Source organism: Janthinobacterium sp. SUN100, assembly GCF_030397705.1.
Classification (GTDB): Bacteria; Pseudomonadota; Gammaproteobacteria; order Burkholderiales; family Burkholderiaceae_D; genus Janthinobacterium; species Janthinobacterium kumbetense.
Map to the genome: position 1 here is coordinate 1,178,376 of NZ_JAPUBU010000001.1, position 20,151 is coordinate 1,198,526.

Sequence of the window (20,151 nt, forward strand, 5' to 3'; positions counted from 1 at the left end):
CATCAAGCCTGCGAACTGCCCGCTTTCTTCTCGCGCGCCACGATATACAGCAGCACGATGATGAGCGCATACGGCAGCAGCGACAACGCATCCGAATGCAGGCCCGCGTAGAACGGGTTGCCGTGCTCGGCCCAGTCGGCCATCATCTGGTCGAAGTGCGTCAGCACGCCGGCCGTGATCGCGATGATGATGCCGGCCAGCGCGCCGCCGGCGATGTAGCCGGACGCCAGCAGCACGCCCGAGCTGCGGTCGCCCGCCAGCTGGCGCTCTTCTTCATTGAGCTTGGCGTTGTGTTCCAGCTTGTTGTTGCGGCGGTCCGCCAGCCAGCGCACCAGGCCGCCGACGAAGATCGGCAAGGTGGACGACAGGGGCAAATACACGCCCACGGAGAACGCCAGCGACGGGATGCCGGCCATTTCCAGCACCACGGCGATCATCACGCCAAACAGCACCAGGGTCCACGGCAGCTGCTGGTCGAGGATGCCCTTGATGATGTAGGACATCAGCACGGCCTTCGGCGCATCGTATTTCTTCACTTCCGAACCGTCGGGACGCTTGCTGTAATGGCCATTGATGCCCGGATCGACCAGGTAAGCCAGCTGGCCATCATCCTTGACAAAATACTTGCCGGCCGGGCCGCCCACGGTATCCGTCTTTTGCCAGACTTTATACGTATTGTGGTCCGTCTCGGCTTGCGGACCATGCAGCTCGCCCGTCACCGTCAGCTTCGACGCATCGACTGTCAGGCCAGGCGCCACTTGCGCGGCAGGCACGTAGACGGTGCTCGCCTCGTTCAATTTGAGCAGAATCGGACCAAGGATCAGCGCGGACGACAAGGCGCCCGCCAGGATCGCATACTGCTGCAGGCGCGGCGTGGCGCCCACCAGGTAGCCCGTTTTCAAGTCTTGCGACGTGGTGCCCGCATTGCTGGCGGCGATGCAGACGATGGCGCCCACCGACAGGGCAGTCACATAGTAACGTCCGCCCGTCCAGCCCATGATGAGGAAGATCAGGCAAGTGAACAGCAAGGTGGCCACGGCCATGCCGGAAATCGGGTTCGACGACGAGCCGATTTCGCCCGTCAGGCGCGACGACACGGTGGCGAACAGGAAGCCGAAGACGAGGATCAGCAGCGCGCCGAGGAAATTCATGTGCAGCGGCGTGGCGAAGGTGATCACGGCGATGATGGACAGGCAACCGATGACGACCCATTTCAGGGGGATGTCCTGGTCCGTGCGCAAGGTGGAGTTGGTCTTGACGCCCTTGCCGATGCCTTTCAGGCCGGCCGACAGGCTGCGCCAGATCATGGGCATGGCGCGCACCAGGGAAATCAGGCCGCCGGCGGCCACGGCGCCCGCGCCGATGTACAGCACGTAGGCGCTGCGCACGTCGTCGGCGCCCATTTCACTGATCAATTTGGTGCCCGGCGAGAGCACGGTGGTCAGGCTGTCGCCGAAGAACTTGATCATCGGGATCAACAGCAGGTACGACAGCACGCCGCCGGCCGCCATGGTGGCGGCGATGCGCGGGCCGATGATGTAGCCCACGCCCAGCAATTCAGGCGAAATCTCGGCGCCGATGGAGCCGCCCTTCAGCGGCGCGGCAAATTCCACGCCCGGCGTATCCTTCCAGCCCTTGAACGAGATATTGAACACTTTATACAGCAAGCCGACGGCAAAACCGCCGAAGATGATCTTCGCGCGGCGCTTGGCGTCCAGCGCGGCAGCCGAATCCTTCTCGATGCTTTCGCCCGCGGCGATGCGCGATTCTTCCGTGGCGGCCGCCTTCAGCACTTCGGCGCACGCCGTGCCTTCGGGGAATTTGAGTTCCTTGTGCTGGTCGACGATCATGGTGCGGCGCATGGGGATCATCATCAGGATGCCCAGCAGGCCGCCGAGGACGCCGACCAGCATGACTCTAGAGATTTCCAGGTCGAAGCCAAGAATCAGGATGGCGGGCATGGTGACGCCCAGGCCGAAGGCCAGCGATTCGCCGGCAGAACCGGCCGTTTGCGTGATGCTGTTTTCCAGGATCGACGAATCCTTGCCGCCCACCTTCTTGGCCAGGCCGAACAGGGTGATGGCGATCACGGCGACGGGAATCGAGGCGCTGACGGTCAGGCCCACTTTCAGCACCAGGTAGAGCGAGGAAGCGCCGAAGACCATCCCCAGGATGACGCCCATGAACAGGGCGCGGAAGGTCATCTCGGGCAGCTTCGCATCGGCCGGGATGTAGGGCCTCACGACGCTCGGTGTTGCATCTTTTGCCATGGATATTTCCTTAATTTTTAAAAATAAACAGCCCGGATTGACGCCCGGGCTATTTTCTTGAAGCCGAGACTATCGCACAGCCGCGTTTCGATGAAAAGGTTTTTTGCTCCCGGTCCCCGAGGCCAGCCCGCCGCCCTGCCCGCGCGGGAAGCGCCGGCGCATTGGTCTATAATCGCTGCCACCGTGCCTTGCACGCTCACGTGAGACTGCCTTGACTGCCAAACGAACCGGATTCCCCTGGCCTTCCCGCCGCGCCACCGTGCGCGGTTTCATCCTCGCCGGCTGCGCCGCGCTGGCCGCCGCCCTGCTGCTGGCCGCCTACCTGTTCCTGTATGTGCGCCCGCGCCTGCCCGAGCTGGACGTCATTACGGACTACCAGCCGAAGATCCCGCTGCGCGTGTACACGGCCGACAATGTGCTGATCGGCGAATTCGGCGAAGAACACCGCGATTTCGTGCCGATTGCGCAAGTGCCGGAAATGATGAAAAAGGCCCTGCTGGCCATCGAGGATGGCCGCTTCTACGAACACCACGGCATCGACTTCGTGCGCGCCGGCGGCGCCGTACTGTCGAATCTGCGCCACGGCTTCGGCCACGGCGGCGGCTCCACCATCACCATGCAGGTGGCGCGCAACTTCTTCCTGACGCGCGAAAAAGTCGCTTCGCGCAAGCTCAATGAAATCATGCTGGCCCTGAAGATCGAGTCGGCCCTGTCGAAAGACCAGATTCTCGAGCTGTACATGAACCAGATGTACCTAGGCCAGCGCTCGTTCGGCTTCGGCAGCGCGGCGCAGACGTATTTCGGCAAGCCCTTGTCCGAACTGTCGATCGCGGAAATGGCCATGCTGGCAGGCCTGCCGCAAAACCCCTCGCGCCACAACCCGATCAGCAATCCGAAAAAGGCGCACGCGCGCCAGCAACTGGTGTTGAAGCGCATGCGCGACCTCGATTACATCAGCGAAGGCCAGTACCAGCAGGCGCTGGCGCAGCCGCTGCATATCAACAGCCGCGGCAAGCAGGGTTTCGACACGCACGCCGAATACGTGGCCGAACTGGCGCGCCAGGCCGTGTATGCGCAGTACAAGGAAGACAGCTACACCAGGGGCATCAGCGTCTACACGACGATTTTGAAGGCGGACCAGGATGCGGCCTACGCCTCGACGCGCCGCAACGTCATCGCCTACGACCTGCGCCACGGCTACCGCGGCCCGGAAACCTTCATCGACATGCCGCTTGAGGCCGAGCAGCGCGACGACGCCATCGATGCTGCGCTGCAAAAACGCCCGGACAGCGACGGCCTGATCGCCGCCGTCGTCACGGAGGTCTCTAGCGGCAAGGTGGTGGCCGACATCGGCGACGGCGACGCCAAGGCCATCACGGGCGAAGGCTTGCGCTTTGCCGCCCCCGCCTTGTCCGCCAAGGCGGGCGCCGGCATCAAGCTGCGTCCGGGCGCCGTGATCCGCATCACCCAGGACGCCAAGGGCAACTGGGCCATCACGCAAGTGCCGCTGGTGGCCGCCGCCTTCGTCTCGCTGGACGCGGAAACGGGCGCCTACCACGCCATGGTGGGCGGCTTCGACTACAACCTGCAAAAATTCAACCACGTGACGCAAGCCTGGCGCCAGCCCGGTTCGGCCATGAAGCCCTTCGTGTATTCGGCGGCGCTGGAAAAAGGCTTTTCGCCGGCCACCCTGATCAACGACGTGCCACTGGAAATGCAGGCGGGCGGCAAGGTATGGGCGCCGCAGAATGACGACTTCAAGTTCGACGGCCCGATCACCATGCGCTACGCGCTTGCGCAATCGAAGAACGTAGCCTCGGTGCGCATCCTGCGCGCGCTGGGCGTGTCGTACACGCACGACTTCATGGAAAAATTCGGCTTCGACCCGGCCCGCCAGCCCAGCAACCTGACGATGGCGCTGGGCACGGGTTCCGTCACGCCCGTGCAGATGGCGGGCGCCTACGCCCTGTTCGCCAATGGCGGCCACCAGGTGGAACCGTATTTGATCGACCGCATCGTCGACGCCAAGGGCGCGGTGCTGATGCAGACCAAGCCGCCCGCGCCGAACGACGAGAAGACCCTGGCGCTGGACCCGCGCAACGCCTTCGTGATGGACAGCATGCTGCGCGAAGTCACGCGCACCGGCACGGGCGCGGCGGCGACGAAAAAACTGGGCCGCAGCGATATCGCCGGCAAGACGGGCACCACCAGCGACGCCGTCGACGGCTGGTTCGCCGGTTATGGCGGCGGCATCGTGGCCGTGGCGTGGATGGGCTATGACGAACCCAAGTCCCTGGGCGGACGCGAATTCGGTTCCTCGCTGGCCATGCCGATCTGGATCGACTACATGCGCACGGCCCTGTCGACGCGCCCGCAAGTCACGCGCGCCGTGCCGGCGGGCCTGAGCCAGGTCGACGGCGAGTGGCTGTACGACGAATTCATCGACATGAACGGGATCAGGACGCTGGATATGGAGGCGGAGACGCCGACGGATCCGGCGGCAGTGCCGGAGACGGTGCCGGTAGAGACGAACTAGTGAAAAAGCCAGGAGCGATCCTGGCTTTTTTTTCGGCGGCCTTCTTACGGCGCCTTGACCATGCTCAGGTAGCCGCGCACCGTACTGACGACGCTATCGGCGAAATCGTCGACGTTGACCTTCGCGGCGCGGTACTTCCAGCGTTTCACGTACCAGTCCTGAAACAGGGCCAGGCAGTGCGCGGCCAGCAAGGTGGGATCGCCCTGCGGCTTCGGTTCGATTTCCCCGATGGTGGCGGCGATCAGGGTCTGCACATACAGTTCCGAATTCTTCGCCATGCTGCGCTGCTCCACCTGCAGCACGCGCGAATCCATGAAGACAAAATAAAACCACGGCTGCAGCACTTCGGACAGGTAGATCGACGAGCGTATCATCGCTTCCAGGCGGTCCAGCGGCGACTTCACGTCGGCAAACAGCAAGGGCAAGGCTTGCGTGGCGTGGCGCACCACGTCCTCGATCATTTCGGCCAGTTGATCCTTGCTGGTGATGTAGCCATACAGGCCGCCCATCGACAAGCCGGTCTCGCGGCACAAATCGCGCAAGCTCATGGCGCGGAAACCCACGTCATTGGCCAGGCGGAAGGTGGCGACGAAGATGCGTTCAAGATTTTCCAGCGCCGGCTTGCGGCGCTTGACGCCGATGCGCTCCGCGTGGCGGTCAAGAATATATTCCCAGATGTTTTCGCCATTTAAAGGCGTCATCTGCTGAAACTGTTCAAAATTAAAATGGGTCGACAAGTGCATTCCCAAGTAACGGTGTAGGAGCGATATCCATGCCATGCCGGGACGCGGCATTGCAAGATGGCGGGACGGCTGATGCCGGGCCGATTATAGCTCAGGAAAACAACTATTTGACTTTTCAACTATGCAATGGGCGCATACGCAACGCCAAATTCCCACAGTTATTGCGCTGCATCATGCAATTCAAATGCAATTTAAATCCAGCGGTGCTACATTCAAAAAACCGAGCGCTCGCTATTTTTAATGCATCGAGAATGTACAGGAGTGCACGGTTCATCGCTACAGCATCGACATTTCCACTCATTTCCACTATTAATAATACATAACGGAGACAAAATGAAGACTCGCTTCTGGCAACTGCTTTCCACCCTGCTGTTTTCCCTCGCCATCCTGCCCGGCAGCGCCAGCGCCGCCGGCTACACGCAAACCAAGTACCCGATCGTGCTCGTGCACGGCCTGTTCGGCTTCGACAAGCTCGGTCCCGTCGAATATTTTTATGGCGTTCCCGCCGCCCTGCGCAGCGGCGGCGCGCAAGTGTATGTGACCACCGTGTCGGCCGCCAACAGCACGGAAGTGCGCGGCGAGCAGCTGCTGTCGCAGGTGCGACAAATCCTCGCCGCCACGGGCGCCGCCAAAGTCAATTTGATCGGCCATAGCCACGGCGGCCCCACGGCCCGCTATGTCGCTTCCGTGCGGCCCGACCTGGTGGCGTCCGTCACCAGCGTGGCCGGCGTCAACAAGGGCTCGAAGGTGGCCGATATCCTCAGCGGCGCCATTCCCAACACCAGCGGCGCGCTGGGCAACGCGCTCGCCTCCCTGATCGGCATTTTGTCGGGCAACAAGGGCTTGCCGCAAAACGCGGGTGCCTCGCTCACCTCCCTGTCCACGGCCGGCTCGCTGGCCTTCAACAGCCGCCACCCACAGGGCATCCCGACCTCGGCCTGCGGCGAAGGCGCCTACCAGGTACAAGGCGTGTACTACTTCTCGTGGAGCGGCGCGCAACCGTACACGAACGTGCTCGACGTGGGCGACCCTGCCCTGGCGGCCATCAGCCTGGCCTTCGGCGGCGTCAAGAACGATGGCCTGGTGAGCAGCTGCTCCAGCCACCTGGGCAAGGTGATCCGCGACGACTACGCCATGAACCACCTCGATGAAGTCAACCAGTTCGTCGGCATCGTCAACCTGTTCGAGACGAACCCCGTCACCGTCTTCCGCCAGCAAGCCAACCGCCTGCAAGGCCTCGGACTGTAAGGAGAAGCGCATGCACGCGAAATGGATCATCGGCGGCAGCCTGGCAGCCCTGGCCCTGTACCTGGTGCTGCGCCCGGGCGAGCCGCCCGCCCCGCCGCCGGAAAAGGCGGAACCGGACCTGTTCGCGTTCGTGCGCTCGATGCAAGGCACGCGGCCCGACGGCGACGTGACGGTGGCTGCCGGCGACAAGCTGGTGGTCGACGCGGAACTGGGCCACCTGTTCGACTACTACCTGGCGGGCCTCGGCGAAAAGCCGCTGGCCGCCATCCGCAGCCAGATCGAGGCGGAGCTGGACAAGCGCCTGGCGCCCGTGCCCGCGCGCGAAGCGAAGCGCCTGCTGGGCGCCTATCTGGCCTACAAGCAGGCGCTGGCCGGCGCGGAACAGGCCTTGCCGGCGCAAGCCGATCCCGCCGTGGCGGCGCGCGCGCGCCTGCAAGCCATGCGCGCCCTGCGCGGCAATTATTTTACGCCAGGGGAAAGCGCCGGCCTGTTCGGCGCCAGCGACGCGTATGACGACGACGCCGTGGCACGCATGGATATCCTCGGCAACACGACGCTCGATGAGGCCCAGCGCCAGGCGCAGCTGACGGCGCTGGACCAGAAGATGTCGCCGGCCCAGCGCGCCGCGCGCGATGCGCCGCTGCAGGTGGCCAGGCTGGATGAATCGGTCAAGGCCTTGCGGGCACAGGGCGGCGGCGACAATGAAGTCTACCGCCTGCGCGCCAGCACCTTCACGCCGGCGGCGGCGGCCCGTCTGGCGGAGCTGGACCGCGAGGAATCGCAATGGCAGCAGCGCATCATCGCCTACCAGGCGCAAAAACACAGCCTGCCCGGCGGCGCGCAGGATGCGGCGGCCCTGCAGCAGCTGCGCGACGCCAGTTTCACGCCGGACGAGCAGCGCCGGCTGGGCGCCTACGAATAGCCTTCAGCCCAGCTGCGCCAGCAACGCTGCCGCCGCCATCACGTCCGTCGTGTCGCGCCCCTGGCTATAGAGCGCATGTACAGGGGCCAGCACGGCGTGCGCGGCGGCGCCGCGACCTTGCGCCAGCAGCACGGCCGCCAGGCTGGTGGCGCAGCGCAGTTCCCAGCCCGGCGCCTGCTGGCCCCTGGCCAGCTGCAGCGCTTCTTCCAGCTGCGCCCGCACCGCTTCCAGGCCGGCCGCATCGTCGTGCGCCAGCGCCCGCCAGCGGTGGTGCGCGTCGCGGCGCAGCACTTCCGGCGCGCTCCACGGCGCCAGGCCCGTGCGCGCGCGCCGCAGCGCCTGGCTATCGGCTGCCGCGTCGTGCAGGGTGGCCATCAAATCGACCTGTATCGGCCAGCTGCGCACCGAAGGCCAGGGGAATGGCGTCATCGCCTCGCCCCCGTCGAGCAGGCGCTGGTAGGCGGCGCCCCAGGCGCTCCAATACAGCAAGCCGTAGCGGGCCGCGTGCTCGCACAACAGGCAAGTCCACGCCTGCGCCAGTTCCCGCCGCCCGCACCACAGGGCGACGGGAATGGCATGGATGGCCAGCGCCACGCACAGCGTGACGCCATTGTGCTCGAAGCCCACCGTCACCGCCTCGCGCGCCAGCGACAGTGCGTCGTCGGGACTGCCCTGCATCCACAGGCAGCGGGCCAGCGTGCCGCGCAGGCACACCTGGTGATCGGCCAGCAAGGCATTGTTGAAGCCGAGCTGCGCTGCGCCATCGGGATGCGCGAGCACCATGCGCGCCAGCGCCGCCGACTGCGCGTAGCGGCCCTGCACATACTCGCCCACGGAGCGCATGCGCGCCAGCACCAGGCGCATCGCCGTGTCGTCGCGCGTTGCGCACAGGACGGCAAGCTCTATGACGTAACTGTCGGCGCGCTGGAAATCGGCCAGCTTCAGGCTGCAGATCCACATGCCGCAAATCGCTTCGGCGCGGCGGCTGCCATCGTCCGTGCGCATGGCCAGCGCATAGCCGCGCTGGAACGAGCGCAGCATGGTGCCGGTGATGCCCTGCGTATGCAGCAGCAGGTGCGCCTGCGAGACATGCAGCTGCATCTCGCTGTCAGGGTCGTCCACCGCGTGCGTGGCCATGCGCTCGAGCGCCCGCTCGACGCGCACGCGGTATTCATCCATCAGCGACAGCTGGTAGAACAGGGTTTGCGCGGCCAGGGTCAGGGCCACGCCCAGCGCCACGTCGCCCTCCTCGCCGAAAGCCCAGTCGATGGCGGCCCGCAGGTCATCGACATGGCGGCCGTAGCGCGCGCTCCAGTGGGCCGGCGGCATGCAGCCCCAGTCGGCGGCAATGCGTGCGGCCAGTCCCAGGCAATGGCACGCATGGCGCAGCAGCACGGCGCCCGCGCCACCGCCCGCCGACAGCTGCGCGCCAGCATAGGCGCGCGTCGTGTCGAGCAGCCGGTAATACACGTGCTGGCGGCAAAACTCGATGCTGACGAGGGACTTGGCCGCCAGGTCGGCCAGCGTGTCGAACACGTCGCATCCCGCCACGGCGCTGGCCGACTCCAGGCGGAAGCGGCTCCTGAACACGCTCAGCGCCTGCAGCGCCTGGCGCTCGCGCGCGTCGAGCAGGCCGTAGCTCCAGTCCAGCGTGGCCCGCAGGGTCTGGTGGCGCAAGGGCATGTTGCGCGCGCCGCGCGTGAGCAGGCGAAAGCGGTCGTCGAGCTGGCGGCGCAGTTCGTGCAGGCCGAAATGGCCGATACGCCCGGCCGCCAGTTCCAGCGCCAGCGGGATGCCGTCGAGGCGCCGGCAGATGTCCACCACCACGGGCACGTCGGCGTCGGCCAGCACGAAGGCATCGTCGACGGCCGCGCAGCGTTCGCAAAACAGCTGCACCGCGGAGAAATGCCGGGCGGCCGCCGCATCGGGCACGGCATCGGCAGGCGGCAATTCCAGCGCGGGCAGGCGCTGCAGCTGTTCGCTGGTGAGGCGCAGCGGCTCGCGGCTGGTGGCCAGCACGTGCAGCAGCGGCGCGCCCTTGAGCAAGGCGTCGGCCAGCGTGGCGGCCGCGCCGATCACGTGCTCGCAGTTATCGAGCACGAGCAGCATGTGGCGCGGGCGCAGGTAGGCCAGCAGGACCGGCATGGCGTCGCCGGCCGGCACCGCCACCCCCAGCGCCGTGGCCAGCGCCAGCGGCACCAGGCGGCCCTCGTCCAGCGGCGACAGGTCGACGAAACACACGCCGTCGGCATAGCGGCGCAGCACGCGCGTGGCCAGGCCGACGGCCAGGGTGGTCTTGCCGATGCCGCCCGGGCCGGCAATGCACAGCAGGCGCAATTGCAGCAGCTGGTTGGCCATCGTTTGCAGCACCTCGGCGCGGCCCAGCATGCGCGTCAGCATGACGGGCAGGTTATGCCGCGGCTCGGCGCCCGCCGCACCGGACGCCGGCCGGCCCGTGTGCGCCAGCGGCGCCAGGAAGCCGTAGCCGCGCCCGGGAATGGTGGTGATGTAGCGCTGGCCATCGCGGCCGTCGCCGAGCGCCTTGCGCAACGCCGCCAGGTGCACGCGCAAGGTCGCGTCGTCGACCACGGCATTGGGCCAGACGATGGCCACCAGTTCATGCTTGTCGACGATGTCGCCGGCGCGCTCCAGCAGTGCCAGCAGCAAGTCCATGGCCCTGCTGCCCAGGCGCAGCGCGCGGTCGCCCTCGAACAGCAGGCGTTCTAGCGGCAAAAGGCGAAACGGGCCAAAGACATAGGCCGGGACGGGACTGTTTATCATTCTTGCGTGGGGGTGTAGGTGTTAAAGCACGCGGCTTGCAGTGGCCATATTCTACTGAGCATCCGCGCCATGCCGCATGGCGCCATGTTGCGGCACCGTTACAAGGCCAGCGGACAGCAGCGCGGCCACCTCGGCCGCGGGCGCCGGGCGGTGCAAATAGAAGCCCTGTACCTGCGGGCAGCCCAGCCGCCGCAACTGCGCCAGCTGTGCACCGTTTTCCACGCCCTCGGCCAGCGCCTGCAAGCCCAGGCCGCGCGCCAGCGCAAGGGTCGAGGCGACGATCACGGCGTCGCTACCGCAGCTATCCACGTCGCGGATGAAGGAACGGTCGATCTTGATGGTGTTAATCGGCAGCATCCGGACATGGCTCAAGCCCGAATAACCGGTGCCGTAATCGTCGAGCGAAAGGGCCAGCCCCAGCGCGCGCAGGCGGCGCAAGCCCTGCGCCGCCTGCGCCATGTCGTCGATGCGGCAGCTTTCCGTCACTTCCAGCTCCAGCAGGCGGGCAGGAATGGCGTGGCGCCGCAGGCAGTCCAGCACGAAGTCGGGCAACTGCGGCTGGCACAGCTGGCGCGCCGAGACATTCACCGCGACCGGCACCAGAGGCAGGCCCGCCGCGCGCCACTGCGCCAGCTGGCGGCAAGCCGCATCGATGCCCCAGTTGCCCAGCGCGGCGATGGCCTGCGTCTGCTCGGCCAGGCCGATGAATTCGTTCGGGTAGACCAGGCCGTGGCGCGGATGGTCCCAGCGCAGCAGCGCTTCCAGGCCGACCAGGCGCAGCTGCGCCGTGTCGAACTTGCCCTGGTAGTGAAAGCGGAATTCGCCGTCGCCGATGGCGCCGTCCAGGCGCGCCTGCAACTCCCGGCTGCGCGCCGACGCCACCGGCTTGCCGCCCTGCCCCTCTTGCGCCTGGCGCCGCGCCCGCCACAGCACGACGCGGCCGCGCCAGAACCTTGCCAGGCGCGCCACTAGGCCAGCAGGCGCGGCACGGCCGGCGCGCTCCGGCGCGGCAAGGTGTGCGCCGGCCCCTGCTGCAGGCGGAACACGCTGACCACCTGCAGCAGCTTCGCCGCCTCGCCTTCCAGCGATTGCGACGCGGCCGCCGCCTCTTCCACCAGGGCGGCGTTCTGCTGCGTCACTTCATCCATCTGCACGACGGCCTGGCTGACCTGGCCGATGCCCGTGCTTTGCTCGGCGCTGGCGGCCGTGATGTCGGCCACCATCTGGCTCACGCGTCCCACGACCGCCACCACGTCCCGCATCGTGGCGCCGGCCTGCGCGACGAGGGCCGCGCCCGCGTCCACCTGCTGCGTGGAATTGGCGATCAGGGCGCGGATATCGCGCGCCGCCGCCGCGCTGCGCTGCGCCAGGTTGCGCACTTCCGTCGCCACGACGGCAAAGCCGCGCCCCTGCTCGCCCGCGCGCGCCGCTTCCACGGCCGCGTTCAGGGCCAGGATATTCGTCTGGAATGCCAGCATGTCGATCACGCCGATGATGTCGGCGATCTGCGCCGACGACGCGCTGATGGCGTCCATCGTATGGATCACCTGTCCCACGGCTTGCCCGCCGGCGCCGGCGATGTTCGCCGCCTCGACGGCCAGCACGCTGGCATGGCGGGCATTGTCCGCGTTCTGTTGCACGGTGGAGCTGAGTTCCTCCATGGCCGACGCCGTCTGTTCGAGCGAGCTGGCCTGCTCCTCCGTGCGCGACGACAGGTCGATATTGCCGGCCGCGATCTGCGACGACGCCGTGGCGATGGTATCGGTGCCGCTGCGCACCTGCTGCACGATGTCGAGCAGGTTGCCGTTCATGATGCACAGCGCATCGAGCAGCTTGCCCGTTTCATCGCCGGCGTGGCGGCCGAAGGTCGACGTCAGGTCGCCGGCGGCCACGGTCTGCGCCACCGTCAAGGCATGGCGCAGCGGGTTGACGATGCTACGCGTGACCAGCCAGGCGGTGACGAGCGAAAACAGCACGGCCAGCGCGCTCAGCGCCAGCATCATGTTGCGCGCCGTCGCGTATTCGTGGCTGACCTGGGCGCCCGCCTCCTCCATCAGGTCATGCTGGAGCGCGATCAGGCTTTCCAGCGCCGCCATGTAGCGCAGCTGGTCGCCGCGCACCGTGCCGAGCAGCAAACTGGTCGCTTCCTCGCGCGCCCCCTGTTCCAGCAGGGCCAGCACCTTGTCGCGCCCGCCGTTGAAGGTGGCGCGCGCCTGCGTCACGGCCGCCATCTGCTGGCGCCCCTGCGGCGACAGCACCACCTTGTCCAGCTGCGCCAGGCCCTTTTCCGTTTCTGCGCCCGCCCTGGCGATGGTGGCCCGTTCCTGCGCCAGCTGCTGCGGCTCCGTCATCAGCAGCAGGTTGCGCGAGGAGCGCGCGATGATGTTGACATTCTTGATGATGTCGTTGGCCAGCACGGTTTTCGGATATTTGTCGTCGATCACATCGCGCATGCGCAGTTCCAGGCTGGACAGGCGCAGCATGCCCAGCACGGCGGTCGCCAGCAGCAGCAAGGTCAACAACGCAAAGGAGCAGCGCAGGCGCGTGCCGATTTTCATATTTGCCATCTTCATTCGCATCCTTCAGTGTGGTGCATCGGTCATTGCGCCGGGCTCGCATGCAAGGCTGACGGCAATGGCTGCCGCCTGCCACGAATGGCTGGACGCAGCAGGCGGAGGGGTCAGCCGGGATGTGGCCGAGGCGGGAACAAGGGTGGTACGGCAGGCAGTGTGAGTTATCTCACAAGCAATGTCGCGTTAAGTTTTGAAAAGATTTGCTTAGATGGCAAAACAGCTATTTTTATAACGCTGTTTTTTTAGTAAGTAGTAACCGCAGTGCGAACCTGTGCGCGCATGTAGAAACGGCCGCGCAAGGCGGCCGTCCGTAAGCGCATGCTGGCGCCGTCAAGCCATCAGAACACTTCCCACTCGTCGTCGCGCGGCGCGCTCTGGCGCTGGGAAGGCACGGCGTGCAAGGCCGGGCGGCCCGCGGCGGGACGGGAAGCGGGACGCGGTGCGGGCCGCTTCAGCGCCGCGCTGGCCACCGCGGCGCGCGGCGCGGCAGGCTTTGCGTTCGCGTTTGCGCGCGCGGCAGGCGCCTGGGCACCATCGAGCTTGAAGACGCTGACCACCTCGGCCAGCTGGCCCGATTGCTCCTGCAGCGATTCGGCAGCGGCGGCCGCCTCTTCCACCAGGGCCGCGTTTTGCTGCGTCACCTGGTCCATCTGGCCGATGGCCTGGTTGATCTGGTCGATGCCCGAGCTTTGCTCCTGCGTGGCCAGGCTGATTTCCGCCATGATATCCGTCACGCGCTGCACGCTGGAGACGATTTCGGCCATCGTGCTGCCCGCCTCGGCCACCAGCTTGCTGCCCGCGTCGACGGCCACCACGGAGTCGCCGATCAGGGTCTTGATTTCTTTCGCTGCGCCAGCCGATCGTTGGGCCAGATTGCGCACTTCCGTCGCCACCACGGCGAAACCGCGTCCCTGCTCGCCCGCGCGCGCCGCTTCCACGGCCGCGTTCAGCGCCAGGATATTCGTCTGGAAGGCGATGCCGTCGATGACGGAAATGATGTCGACGATCTTGCGCGACGAATCGTTGATGGCGTCCATGGTCTCGACCACCTTGCCCACCACGGCGCCGCCCTTAACGGCCACGCCCGAGGCGCTCAGCGCCAGCTGGTTCGCCTGCTGGGCATTGTCGGCGTTCTGCCGCACGGTGGACGTCAGCTCTTCCATCGACGACGCCGTCTCTTCCAGCGAACTGGCTTGCTCTTCCGTACGCGAAGACAGGTCCAGGTTGCCGCTGGCAATCTGCGACGACGCCGTGGCGATGGTCTCCGTGCCGCTGCGCACCTGGCCGACGATGCTGACCAGGCTGGAATTCATGTCCTTCAGCGCCTGCAGCAGCTGGCCCGTTTCTTCCGTCGTGTGCACCTCGATCTGGCTCGTCAGGTCGCCCGAGGCCACCGTCTGCGCCACTTTCACGGCCGAATTGATCGGCTGCGTGATGGCGCGCGTGATGTAGGCGGCGCAGCCGATGCCCAGTGCGGAGGCCAGCAAGCCGAGGATGACCATCAGGCTTTCCGAGCGGATCACGGCCGCGCTGCCATCCTTGACGCTGGCGTCGGCCACGCCGTTATTGAGCTTGATGATGTCGTTGAGCGTGCCTTCGGCCTTGCCGAACAGCGCGCGCGAATCCTGGTACTGCTTGTAAAAGCCCACGAACAGCTCTTTCTGCCGCGCTTCGTCGCGGTTGTCGGCCAGCTGGCGCAGGATGGCGCGCACCTTGTCGTCGTCCGCCTTCCAGGCCGTCCACTCGCCCTGGAAGCGCTGCCACAGCACGGCTTCCTCGGGCGTTTGCGGCAGCGGTTCGTACAGCTTGCGGCCGGCCTCGATGTTGTTCCAGGCGCGCGTGCGCAGCTGCAGCGCTTCCGCGAACTTGTCCTGTGCCTGATAATTATTTTCATAGATGGCAGCCGTCAGAGTGGCGGCGGCGACGGCCGTCTGGCCTTCGCTGATCATCATCAAACCCTGGATCGACGGCAGGCGCACGACGCCGATTTCATTGACGGCGCGGCCGACAGTGGCGATGCCCGTGTAACCGCTGATGCCCACCACCAGCAAGGCCGCCATCATCACGGCGACGAGCGTCGCCAACTTCCATTTGATCAGTAAATTCTTAAACATGGCTAGGCCCTTTATATAATCACGATTTTTGCTGGCGAGGTTGAGGCTGGCATGTTCGAGTAAAACAGCTGACACTTGTATAAAGGTGGCGGGGATGGGGCGTACGCTTCGTTACAATTGGCGAGATTTGATAATAGGAGCATAGTGGAAAACGGGGACGCTGACTGCTACATACTTGATACAAATCAATATTTATTTCCTGACTGTGGCGCGCCTTGCACAGTGGCATCGAAAAGCCATCCGATGCCCTGCTTTGGTGCAAAAAATCCCCACGCGCCGCTATTGGCTACGCAGTTAATAGTCGTATAAGATGGTCAACACGCACACCACAGGTACAGCATGGCTTATCCTATCGAACACAAACTGGTGATCGGGGTCGCTTCCAGCGCCCTGTTCGACCTGGCCGAATCGCACCAGATCTACCTCGACAACGGCCCCGAGGAATACCGCAAGTACCAGGAGACGCACATCGACACGGTCCTGCCGCGCGGCGTGGCCTTCCCCTTCATCCGCCGCTTCCTGAACATCAACAAGCACTATCCGCGCCAGTCGCCCGTGGAAGTGGTGCTGTTTTCGCGCAATTCGCCGGAAACGGGCTTGCGCGTGATGCATTCGATCGCCCACTACGGTCTGGACATCTCGCGCGCCGCCTTCATGACGGGCAAGTCGCCGTATCCCTACCTGCCCGCCTTCAATGCCTCGCTGTTCCTCAGCGCGAACGAAGGCGACGTGCGCAGCGCCCTGGCCTGCGACTATCCGGCCGGCCTGGTGCTGCCGTCGCGCACGGAAGACGACGAAAACGACGAGGAATTGCGCGTGGCCTTCGATTTCGACGGCGTGATCGCCGACGACGAAGCGGAAACCGTCTTCAAGCGCAACAATGACGTCGATGAATTCCACGCCCATGAAACCCTGAACGTGGGCACGCCACACCGCCCCGGCCCGCTGGCCGGCCTGTTCCAGAAGCTGGCCACCATGCAACGCCTGGAGGAAAGGGCCCAGCGGCGCGACCCCGGCTATAAAAAGATCCTGCGCATCGCCATCATCACGGCGCGCAACGCGCCCTCGCACGAGCGCGTCGTGACGACCCTGAAAAGCTGGGGCGTGGCGGCCGACGAGACATTTTTCCTCGGCGGCATGGACAAATCGCGCGTGCTGGCCGTATTCAAGCCGCATATCTTCTTCGACGATCAATTGAGCCACCTCAAATCGGCGGGCGGCACCATCCCGATGGTGCATGTACCGTTCGGCATCGCCAATGTCCGCGCAGGATAAAACCTGCTGCGCGTCGCGTCGTGCTTTGCGGCCTGCGATGCTCACCGTACTAAAGTACGGTTGCGCTTCTTAGCCACAAATCACTGCCGCTCGCGACGGTTTTCTCAAGCGCGAAGATATAAGTGATGGTCTATAATCTCGCCTGTCAGCGCCGTCACTGGCGGCGCTGCGCGCACCACAGCTGTCCCACTCAACTGCCTCTGCCACTAGTGTCATCGCCTGCATGTCCTTAGACTTAACAAAAGCCCTCCCCAAGCCCGGCAACCGCTACGCGCTGCCCGCCCTGTATGGTTCATCCGACGCCTATGCCCTGGCGCTGGCCGCGCTGGAATTAAAAGCGCGGGGCCAGATGCTGGCCGTGGTGGTGGCGCAGGCCAGCGACGGCCAGCGCCTGCTCGATGAAATCCCGTGGTTTGGCGGCAAGGACTTGCGCTGCCACCTGCTGCCGGACTGGGAAACCCTGCCCTACGACGCCTTTTCGCCGCACCAGGACCTGGTCTCCGAGCGCCTGGCCACCCTGCACGAAATCCAGACGCGCCAGTGCGACGTGCTGATCGTGCCGGCCACCACGGCGTTGGTGCGCCTGGCGCCGCCATCCTTCCTGGCCGCCTACACCTTCTTCTTCAAGAAGGGCGAAAAGCTCGACGAAGCGCGATTGAAGTCGCAGCTGACCCTGGCCGGCTACAGCCATGTGTCGCAAGTGATGTCGCCCGGCGAATACTCGGTGCGCGGCGGCCTGCTCGACCTGTTCCCCATGGGTTCCGCCCTGCCCTACCGCCTGGACCTGTTCGGCGACACCATCGAAACCATCCGCACGTTTGACGCCGACACCCAGCGCTCGCTGTACCCCGTGCACGAGGTACGCTTGCTGCCGGGGCGCGAATTCCCCATGGATGAAGCTGCGCGCACCACCTTCCGCAACCGCTGGCGCGAACAGTTCGAGGGCGACCCGTCGCGCTCGGTCGTCTACAAGGACATCAGCAGCGGCATCGCCTCGGCCGGCATCGAATACTACCTGCCCCTGTTCTTCGAACAGACGGCCACCCTGTTCGACTACCTGCCGCCCGACGCCTCCCTGGCCCTGGTGGGCGAGATCGACGCCGCCATCGGCCGCTTCTGGACCGATACGCAGTCGCGCTACCGCTTCTTAAAAGCCGACCGCGAGCGGCCGATTTTGCCGCCCGAATCGCTGTTCCTGTCCGACGAACAGTTCTTCGGCCTGGCCAAGCCGTATCCGCGCCTGGCGATCGCCAAATCGAACGATGCTCTGGCGTCCGAACTGTCGGCCCCCGTGCCGAACATCGCTGTCAACCGCCGCGCCGACGACCCGCTGGCCAACCTGCGCAGCTATTTGCTGCAAGCGGGCCGCCGCGTGATGATCTGCGCCGAATCGAACGGCCGCCGCGAAACCCTGCAGCAGTACTTCACCGAATACGACCTGCACCTGACGCCCGTGGAAGGCAGCGACGGATTCCTGCAGTCCGACGCCAAGCTGATGCTGGGCGTGGCGCCGCTGCACGCGGGCTTCGAACTGTTCACGCCGGAAGGCAACCTGGCTTTCATCACCGAGACGGAACTGTACGCCGGTTCCGGCCGCCGCGTCGGCACCAAGAAGCAGGAAGGCGTGACGCAGGTGGAATCGATGGTGCGCGACCTGTCGGAGCTGAAGATCGGCGACCCCGTCGTGCACATCAACCACGGCATCGGGCGCTACATGGGCCTGACCAGCATGGACCTGGGCGAAGGCGAGACGGAATTCCTGCACCTGGAATACGCGAAGGACACCAAGCTGTACGTGCCCGTATCGCAGCTGCACGTCATTTCCCGCTATTCGGGCGCGTCGCCGGAAGACGCGCCCTTGCACTCGCTCGGCTCGGGCCAGTGGGAAAAAGCAAAAAAACGCGCGGCCGAACAGGTGCGCGACACGGCCGCCGAGCTGCTCAACCTGTACGCCCGGCGCGCGCTGCGCCAGGGCCATTCGTTCGAATTCTCGTCGCACGACTACCAGCGCTTCGCCGACAGCTTCGGCTTCGACGAGACGCCGGACCAGGCCGAAGCCATCCACAACGTCATCAAGGACATGACTTCCGGCAAACCGATGGACCGCCTCGTGTGCGGCGACGTCGGCTTCGGCAAGACGGAAGTGGCGCTGCGCGCCGCCTTCATCGCCGTCATGGGCGGCAAGCAGGTGGCCATCCTGGCGCCCACCACCCTGCTGGCGGAACAGCATGCGCAAACCTTCGCCGACCGCTTCGCCGACTGGCCCGTGCGCATCGCGGAATTGTCGCGCTTCCGCAGCGGCAAGGAGATCACGCAAGCGTTCAAGGGCATGGCCGACGGCACCATCGACATCGTCATCGGCACGCACAAGCTGCTGTCCGACGACGTGAAGTTTACCCGTTTGGGCCTGGTCATCATTGACGAAGAACACAGGTTCGGCGTGCGCCAGAAGGAAGCCTTGAAAGCCCTGCGCGCGGAAGTGGACGTGCTGACCCTGACGGCCACGCCGATCCCGCGCACCTTGGGCATGGCGCTGGAAGGCTTGCGCGACTTTTCCATCATCGCCACGGCGCCGCAAAAGCGCCTGGCCATCAAGACGTTCGTGCGCAGCGAAGGCGAAGCCATCATCCGCGAAGCGTGTTTGCGCGAACTCAAACGGGGCGGCCAGATCTACTTCCTGCACAACGAGGTGGAAACCATCCAGAACCGCCTGGCCATGCTGACGGAATTGCTGCCCGAGGCGCGCATCGCCGTGGCGCACGGCCAGATGCACGAGCGCGACCTGGAAAAGGTCATGCGCGACTTCGTCGCCCAGCGTTTCAATATTTTGCTGTGCACGACGATCATCGAAACGGGCATCGACGTGCCGACGGCGAACACCATCATCATGCACCGCGCCGACAAGTTCGGCCTGGCGCAGCTGCACCAGCTGCGCGGCCGGGTCGGCCGTTCGCATCACCAGGCCTACGCCTACCTGCTGGTGCACGACGTGCAGGGCCTCACCAAGCTGGCGCAGCGCCGCCTGGACGCCATCCAGCAGATGGAAGAACTGGGCAGCGGCTTTTACCTGGCCATGCACGACCTGGAAATCCGCGGCGCCGGCGAAGTGCTGGGCGAGAGCCAGTCCGGCGAGATGACGGAAATCGGCTTCCAGCTGTATTCGGACATGCTCAACGAAGCCGTGCGCTCGCTGAAAGCGGGCAAGGAGCCGGACCTGGCCGCGCCGCTGGCGTCGACGACGGAGATCAACCTGCACGTGCCGGCCCTGCTGCCGGCCGATTTCTGCGGCGACGTGCACGAGCGCCTGTCGATCTACAAGCGCCTGGCCAACTGCGCCACGCAGGAGAAGATCGACGATATCCAGGAAGAGCTGATCGACCGCTTCGGCAAGCTGCCCGACGCCGTCAAGGCCCTGGTCGAGACGCACCGCCTGCGCATCGCCGCGAAAACCGTGGGCATCGTCAAGATCGACGTGCATGGCGAGGCGGCCACCCTGCAATTCATGGCCAAGCCGCCCATCGACCCGATGCGCATCATCGACTTGATCCAGAAGAACCGCCATATCAAGCTGCATGGCCAGGACAAGCTGAAAATCACGGCCGCCATGCCGGACCTGGCCGCGCGCGTGACGCAGATCAAGACCACCATCAAGCAATTGACGGTTTAGACTATTCCTATCATTTATGCAG

The 20,151-nt window shown here is 65.4% G+C and carries 11 protein-coding genes; 5 read left to right on the forward strand and 6 right to left on the reverse strand.

What is annotated here, in order from left to right; translation table 11 throughout:
• Positions 1–2 precede the first annotated feature (2 nt).
• Positions 3–2,270, reverse strand: coding sequence for an oligopeptide transporter, OPT family (locus O0881_RS05130; RefSeq protein WP_289897559.1), 2,268 nt, complete (start codon positions 2,268–2,270; stop codon positions 3–5).
• Between the two features lie 211 nt (positions 2,271–2,481).
• Between O0881_RS05130 and O0881_RS05135 the strand changes: the two genes are divergently transcribed.
• Positions 2,482–4,806 carry a PBP1A family penicillin-binding protein gene (locus O0881_RS05135; protein WP_289910450.1) on the forward strand — a complete coding sequence of 775 codons (2,325 nt, stop codon included), beginning with the start codon at positions 2,482–2,484 and terminating at the stop codon, positions 4,804–4,806.
• A gap of 44 nt (positions 4,807–4,850) precedes the next feature.
• On the opposite strand, the gene O0881_RS05140 is transcribed toward O0881_RS05135, so the two are convergent.
• A complete protein-coding gene (locus O0881_RS05140; RefSeq protein WP_052140174.1) occupies positions 4,851–5,507 on the reverse strand; it encodes a helix-turn-helix domain-containing protein in 657 nt (218 codons plus the stop codon).
• A gap of 375 nt (positions 5,508–5,882) precedes the next feature.
• Between O0881_RS05140 and O0881_RS05145 the strand changes: the two genes are divergently transcribed.
• Both O0881_RS05145 and O0881_RS05150 read left to right on the forward strand, forming a co-directional pair.
• Positions 5,883–6,797, forward strand: a complete 915-nt coding sequence (locus O0881_RS05145) for a triacylglycerol lipase (RefSeq protein ID WP_289910451.1) — start codon at positions 5,883–5,885, stop codon at positions 6,795–6,797.
• A gap of 10 nt (positions 6,798–6,807) precedes the next feature.
• Positions 6,808–7,719, forward strand: coding sequence for a lipase secretion chaperone (locus tag O0881_RS05150; protein WP_289910453.1), 912 nt, complete (start codon positions 6,808–6,810; stop codon positions 7,717–7,719).
• Between the two features lie 3 nt (positions 7,720–7,722).
• Here O0881_RS05150 and O0881_RS05155 read toward each other — a convergent pair whose 3' ends face one another.
• The 4 genes from O0881_RS05155 to O0881_RS05170 all read right to left on the reverse strand — a co-directional run bounded on the left by O0881_RS05155 (position 7,723) and on the right by O0881_RS05170 (position 15,187).
• Positions 7,723–10,452: a winged helix-turn-helix domain-containing protein gene (locus O0881_RS05155; protein WP_289910454.1), complete on the reverse strand. Its 2,730-nt coding sequence runs from the start codon at positions 10,450–10,452 to the stop codon at positions 7,723–7,725.
• 99 nt (positions 10,453–10,551) lie between these two features.
• On the reverse strand, positions 10,552–11,469 hold the full coding sequence (locus tag O0881_RS05160; RefSeq protein WP_289910455.1) for an EAL domain-containing protein: 918 nt from the start codon (positions 11,467–11,469) through the stop codon (positions 10,552–10,554).
• Positions 11,469–13,067 carry a methyl-accepting chemotaxis protein gene (locus O0881_RS05165; protein ID WP_289910456.1) on the reverse strand — a complete coding sequence of 533 codons (1,599 nt, stop codon included), beginning with the start codon at positions 13,065–13,067 and terminating at the stop codon, positions 11,469–11,471. Before O0881_RS05165 ends, O0881_RS05160 begins: the two co-directional genes overlap by 1 nt.
• 344 nt (positions 13,068–13,411) lie before the next feature.
• On the reverse strand, positions 13,412–15,187 hold the full coding sequence (locus tag O0881_RS05170) for a methyl-accepting chemotaxis protein (RefSeq protein ID WP_289910457.1): 1,776 nt from the start codon (positions 15,185–15,187) through the stop codon (positions 13,412–13,414).
• Between the two features lie 339 nt (positions 15,188–15,526).
• Here O0881_RS05170 and O0881_RS05175 point away from each other — a divergent pair, with 339 nt between their 5' ends.
• Both O0881_RS05175 and mfd read left to right on the forward strand, forming a co-directional pair.
• The gene (locus O0881_RS05175; RefSeq protein ID WP_077405756.1) at positions 15,527–16,462 is read left to right on the forward strand and encodes a 5'-nucleotidase; all 936 of its coding nucleotides are present in this window, start codon (positions 15,527–15,529) and stop codon (positions 16,460–16,462) included.
• A gap of 223 nt (positions 16,463–16,685) precedes the next feature.
• On the forward strand, positions 16,686–20,129 hold the full coding sequence (gene mfd, locus O0881_RS05180; RefSeq protein ID WP_289910458.1) for a transcription-repair coupling factor: 3,444 nt from the start codon (positions 16,686–16,688) through the stop codon (positions 20,127–20,129).
• Positions 20,130–20,151 lie beyond the last annotated feature (22 nt).

Bases quoted from the DNA above. Each gene is read 5' to 3' on its own strand.
- O0881_RS05130 (WP_289897559.1), bottom strand. From the start codon at position 2,270: ATGGCAAAAGATGCAACACCGAGCGTCGTGAGGCCCTACATCCCGGCC.
- O0881_RS05140 (WP_052140174.1), bottom strand. From the start codon at position 5,507: ATGACGCCTTTAAATGGCGAAAACATCTGGGAATATATTCTTGACCGC.
- O0881_RS05145 (WP_289910451.1), top strand. From the start codon at position 5,883: ATGAAGACTCGCTTCTGGCAACTGCTTTCCACCCTGCTGTTTTCCCTC.
- O0881_RS05150 (WP_289910453.1), top strand. From the start codon at position 6,808: ATGCACGCGAAATGGATCATCGGCGGCAGCCTGGCAGCCCTGGCCCTG.
- O0881_RS05165 (WP_289910456.1), bottom strand. From the start codon at position 13,067: ATGGCAAATATGAAAATCGGCACGCGCCTGCGCTGCTCCTTTGCGTTG.
- O0881_RS05170 (WP_289910457.1), bottom strand. From the start codon at position 15,187: ATGTTTAAGAATTTACTGATCAAATGGAAGTTGGCGACGCTCGTCGCC.
- O0881_RS05175 (WP_077405756.1), top strand. From the start codon at position 15,527: ATGGCTTATCCTATCGAACACAAACTGGTGATCGGGGTCGCTTCCAGC.
- mfd (WP_289910458.1), top strand. From the start codon at position 16,686: ATGTCCTTAGACTTAACAAAAGCCCTCCCCAAGCCCGGCAACCGCTAC.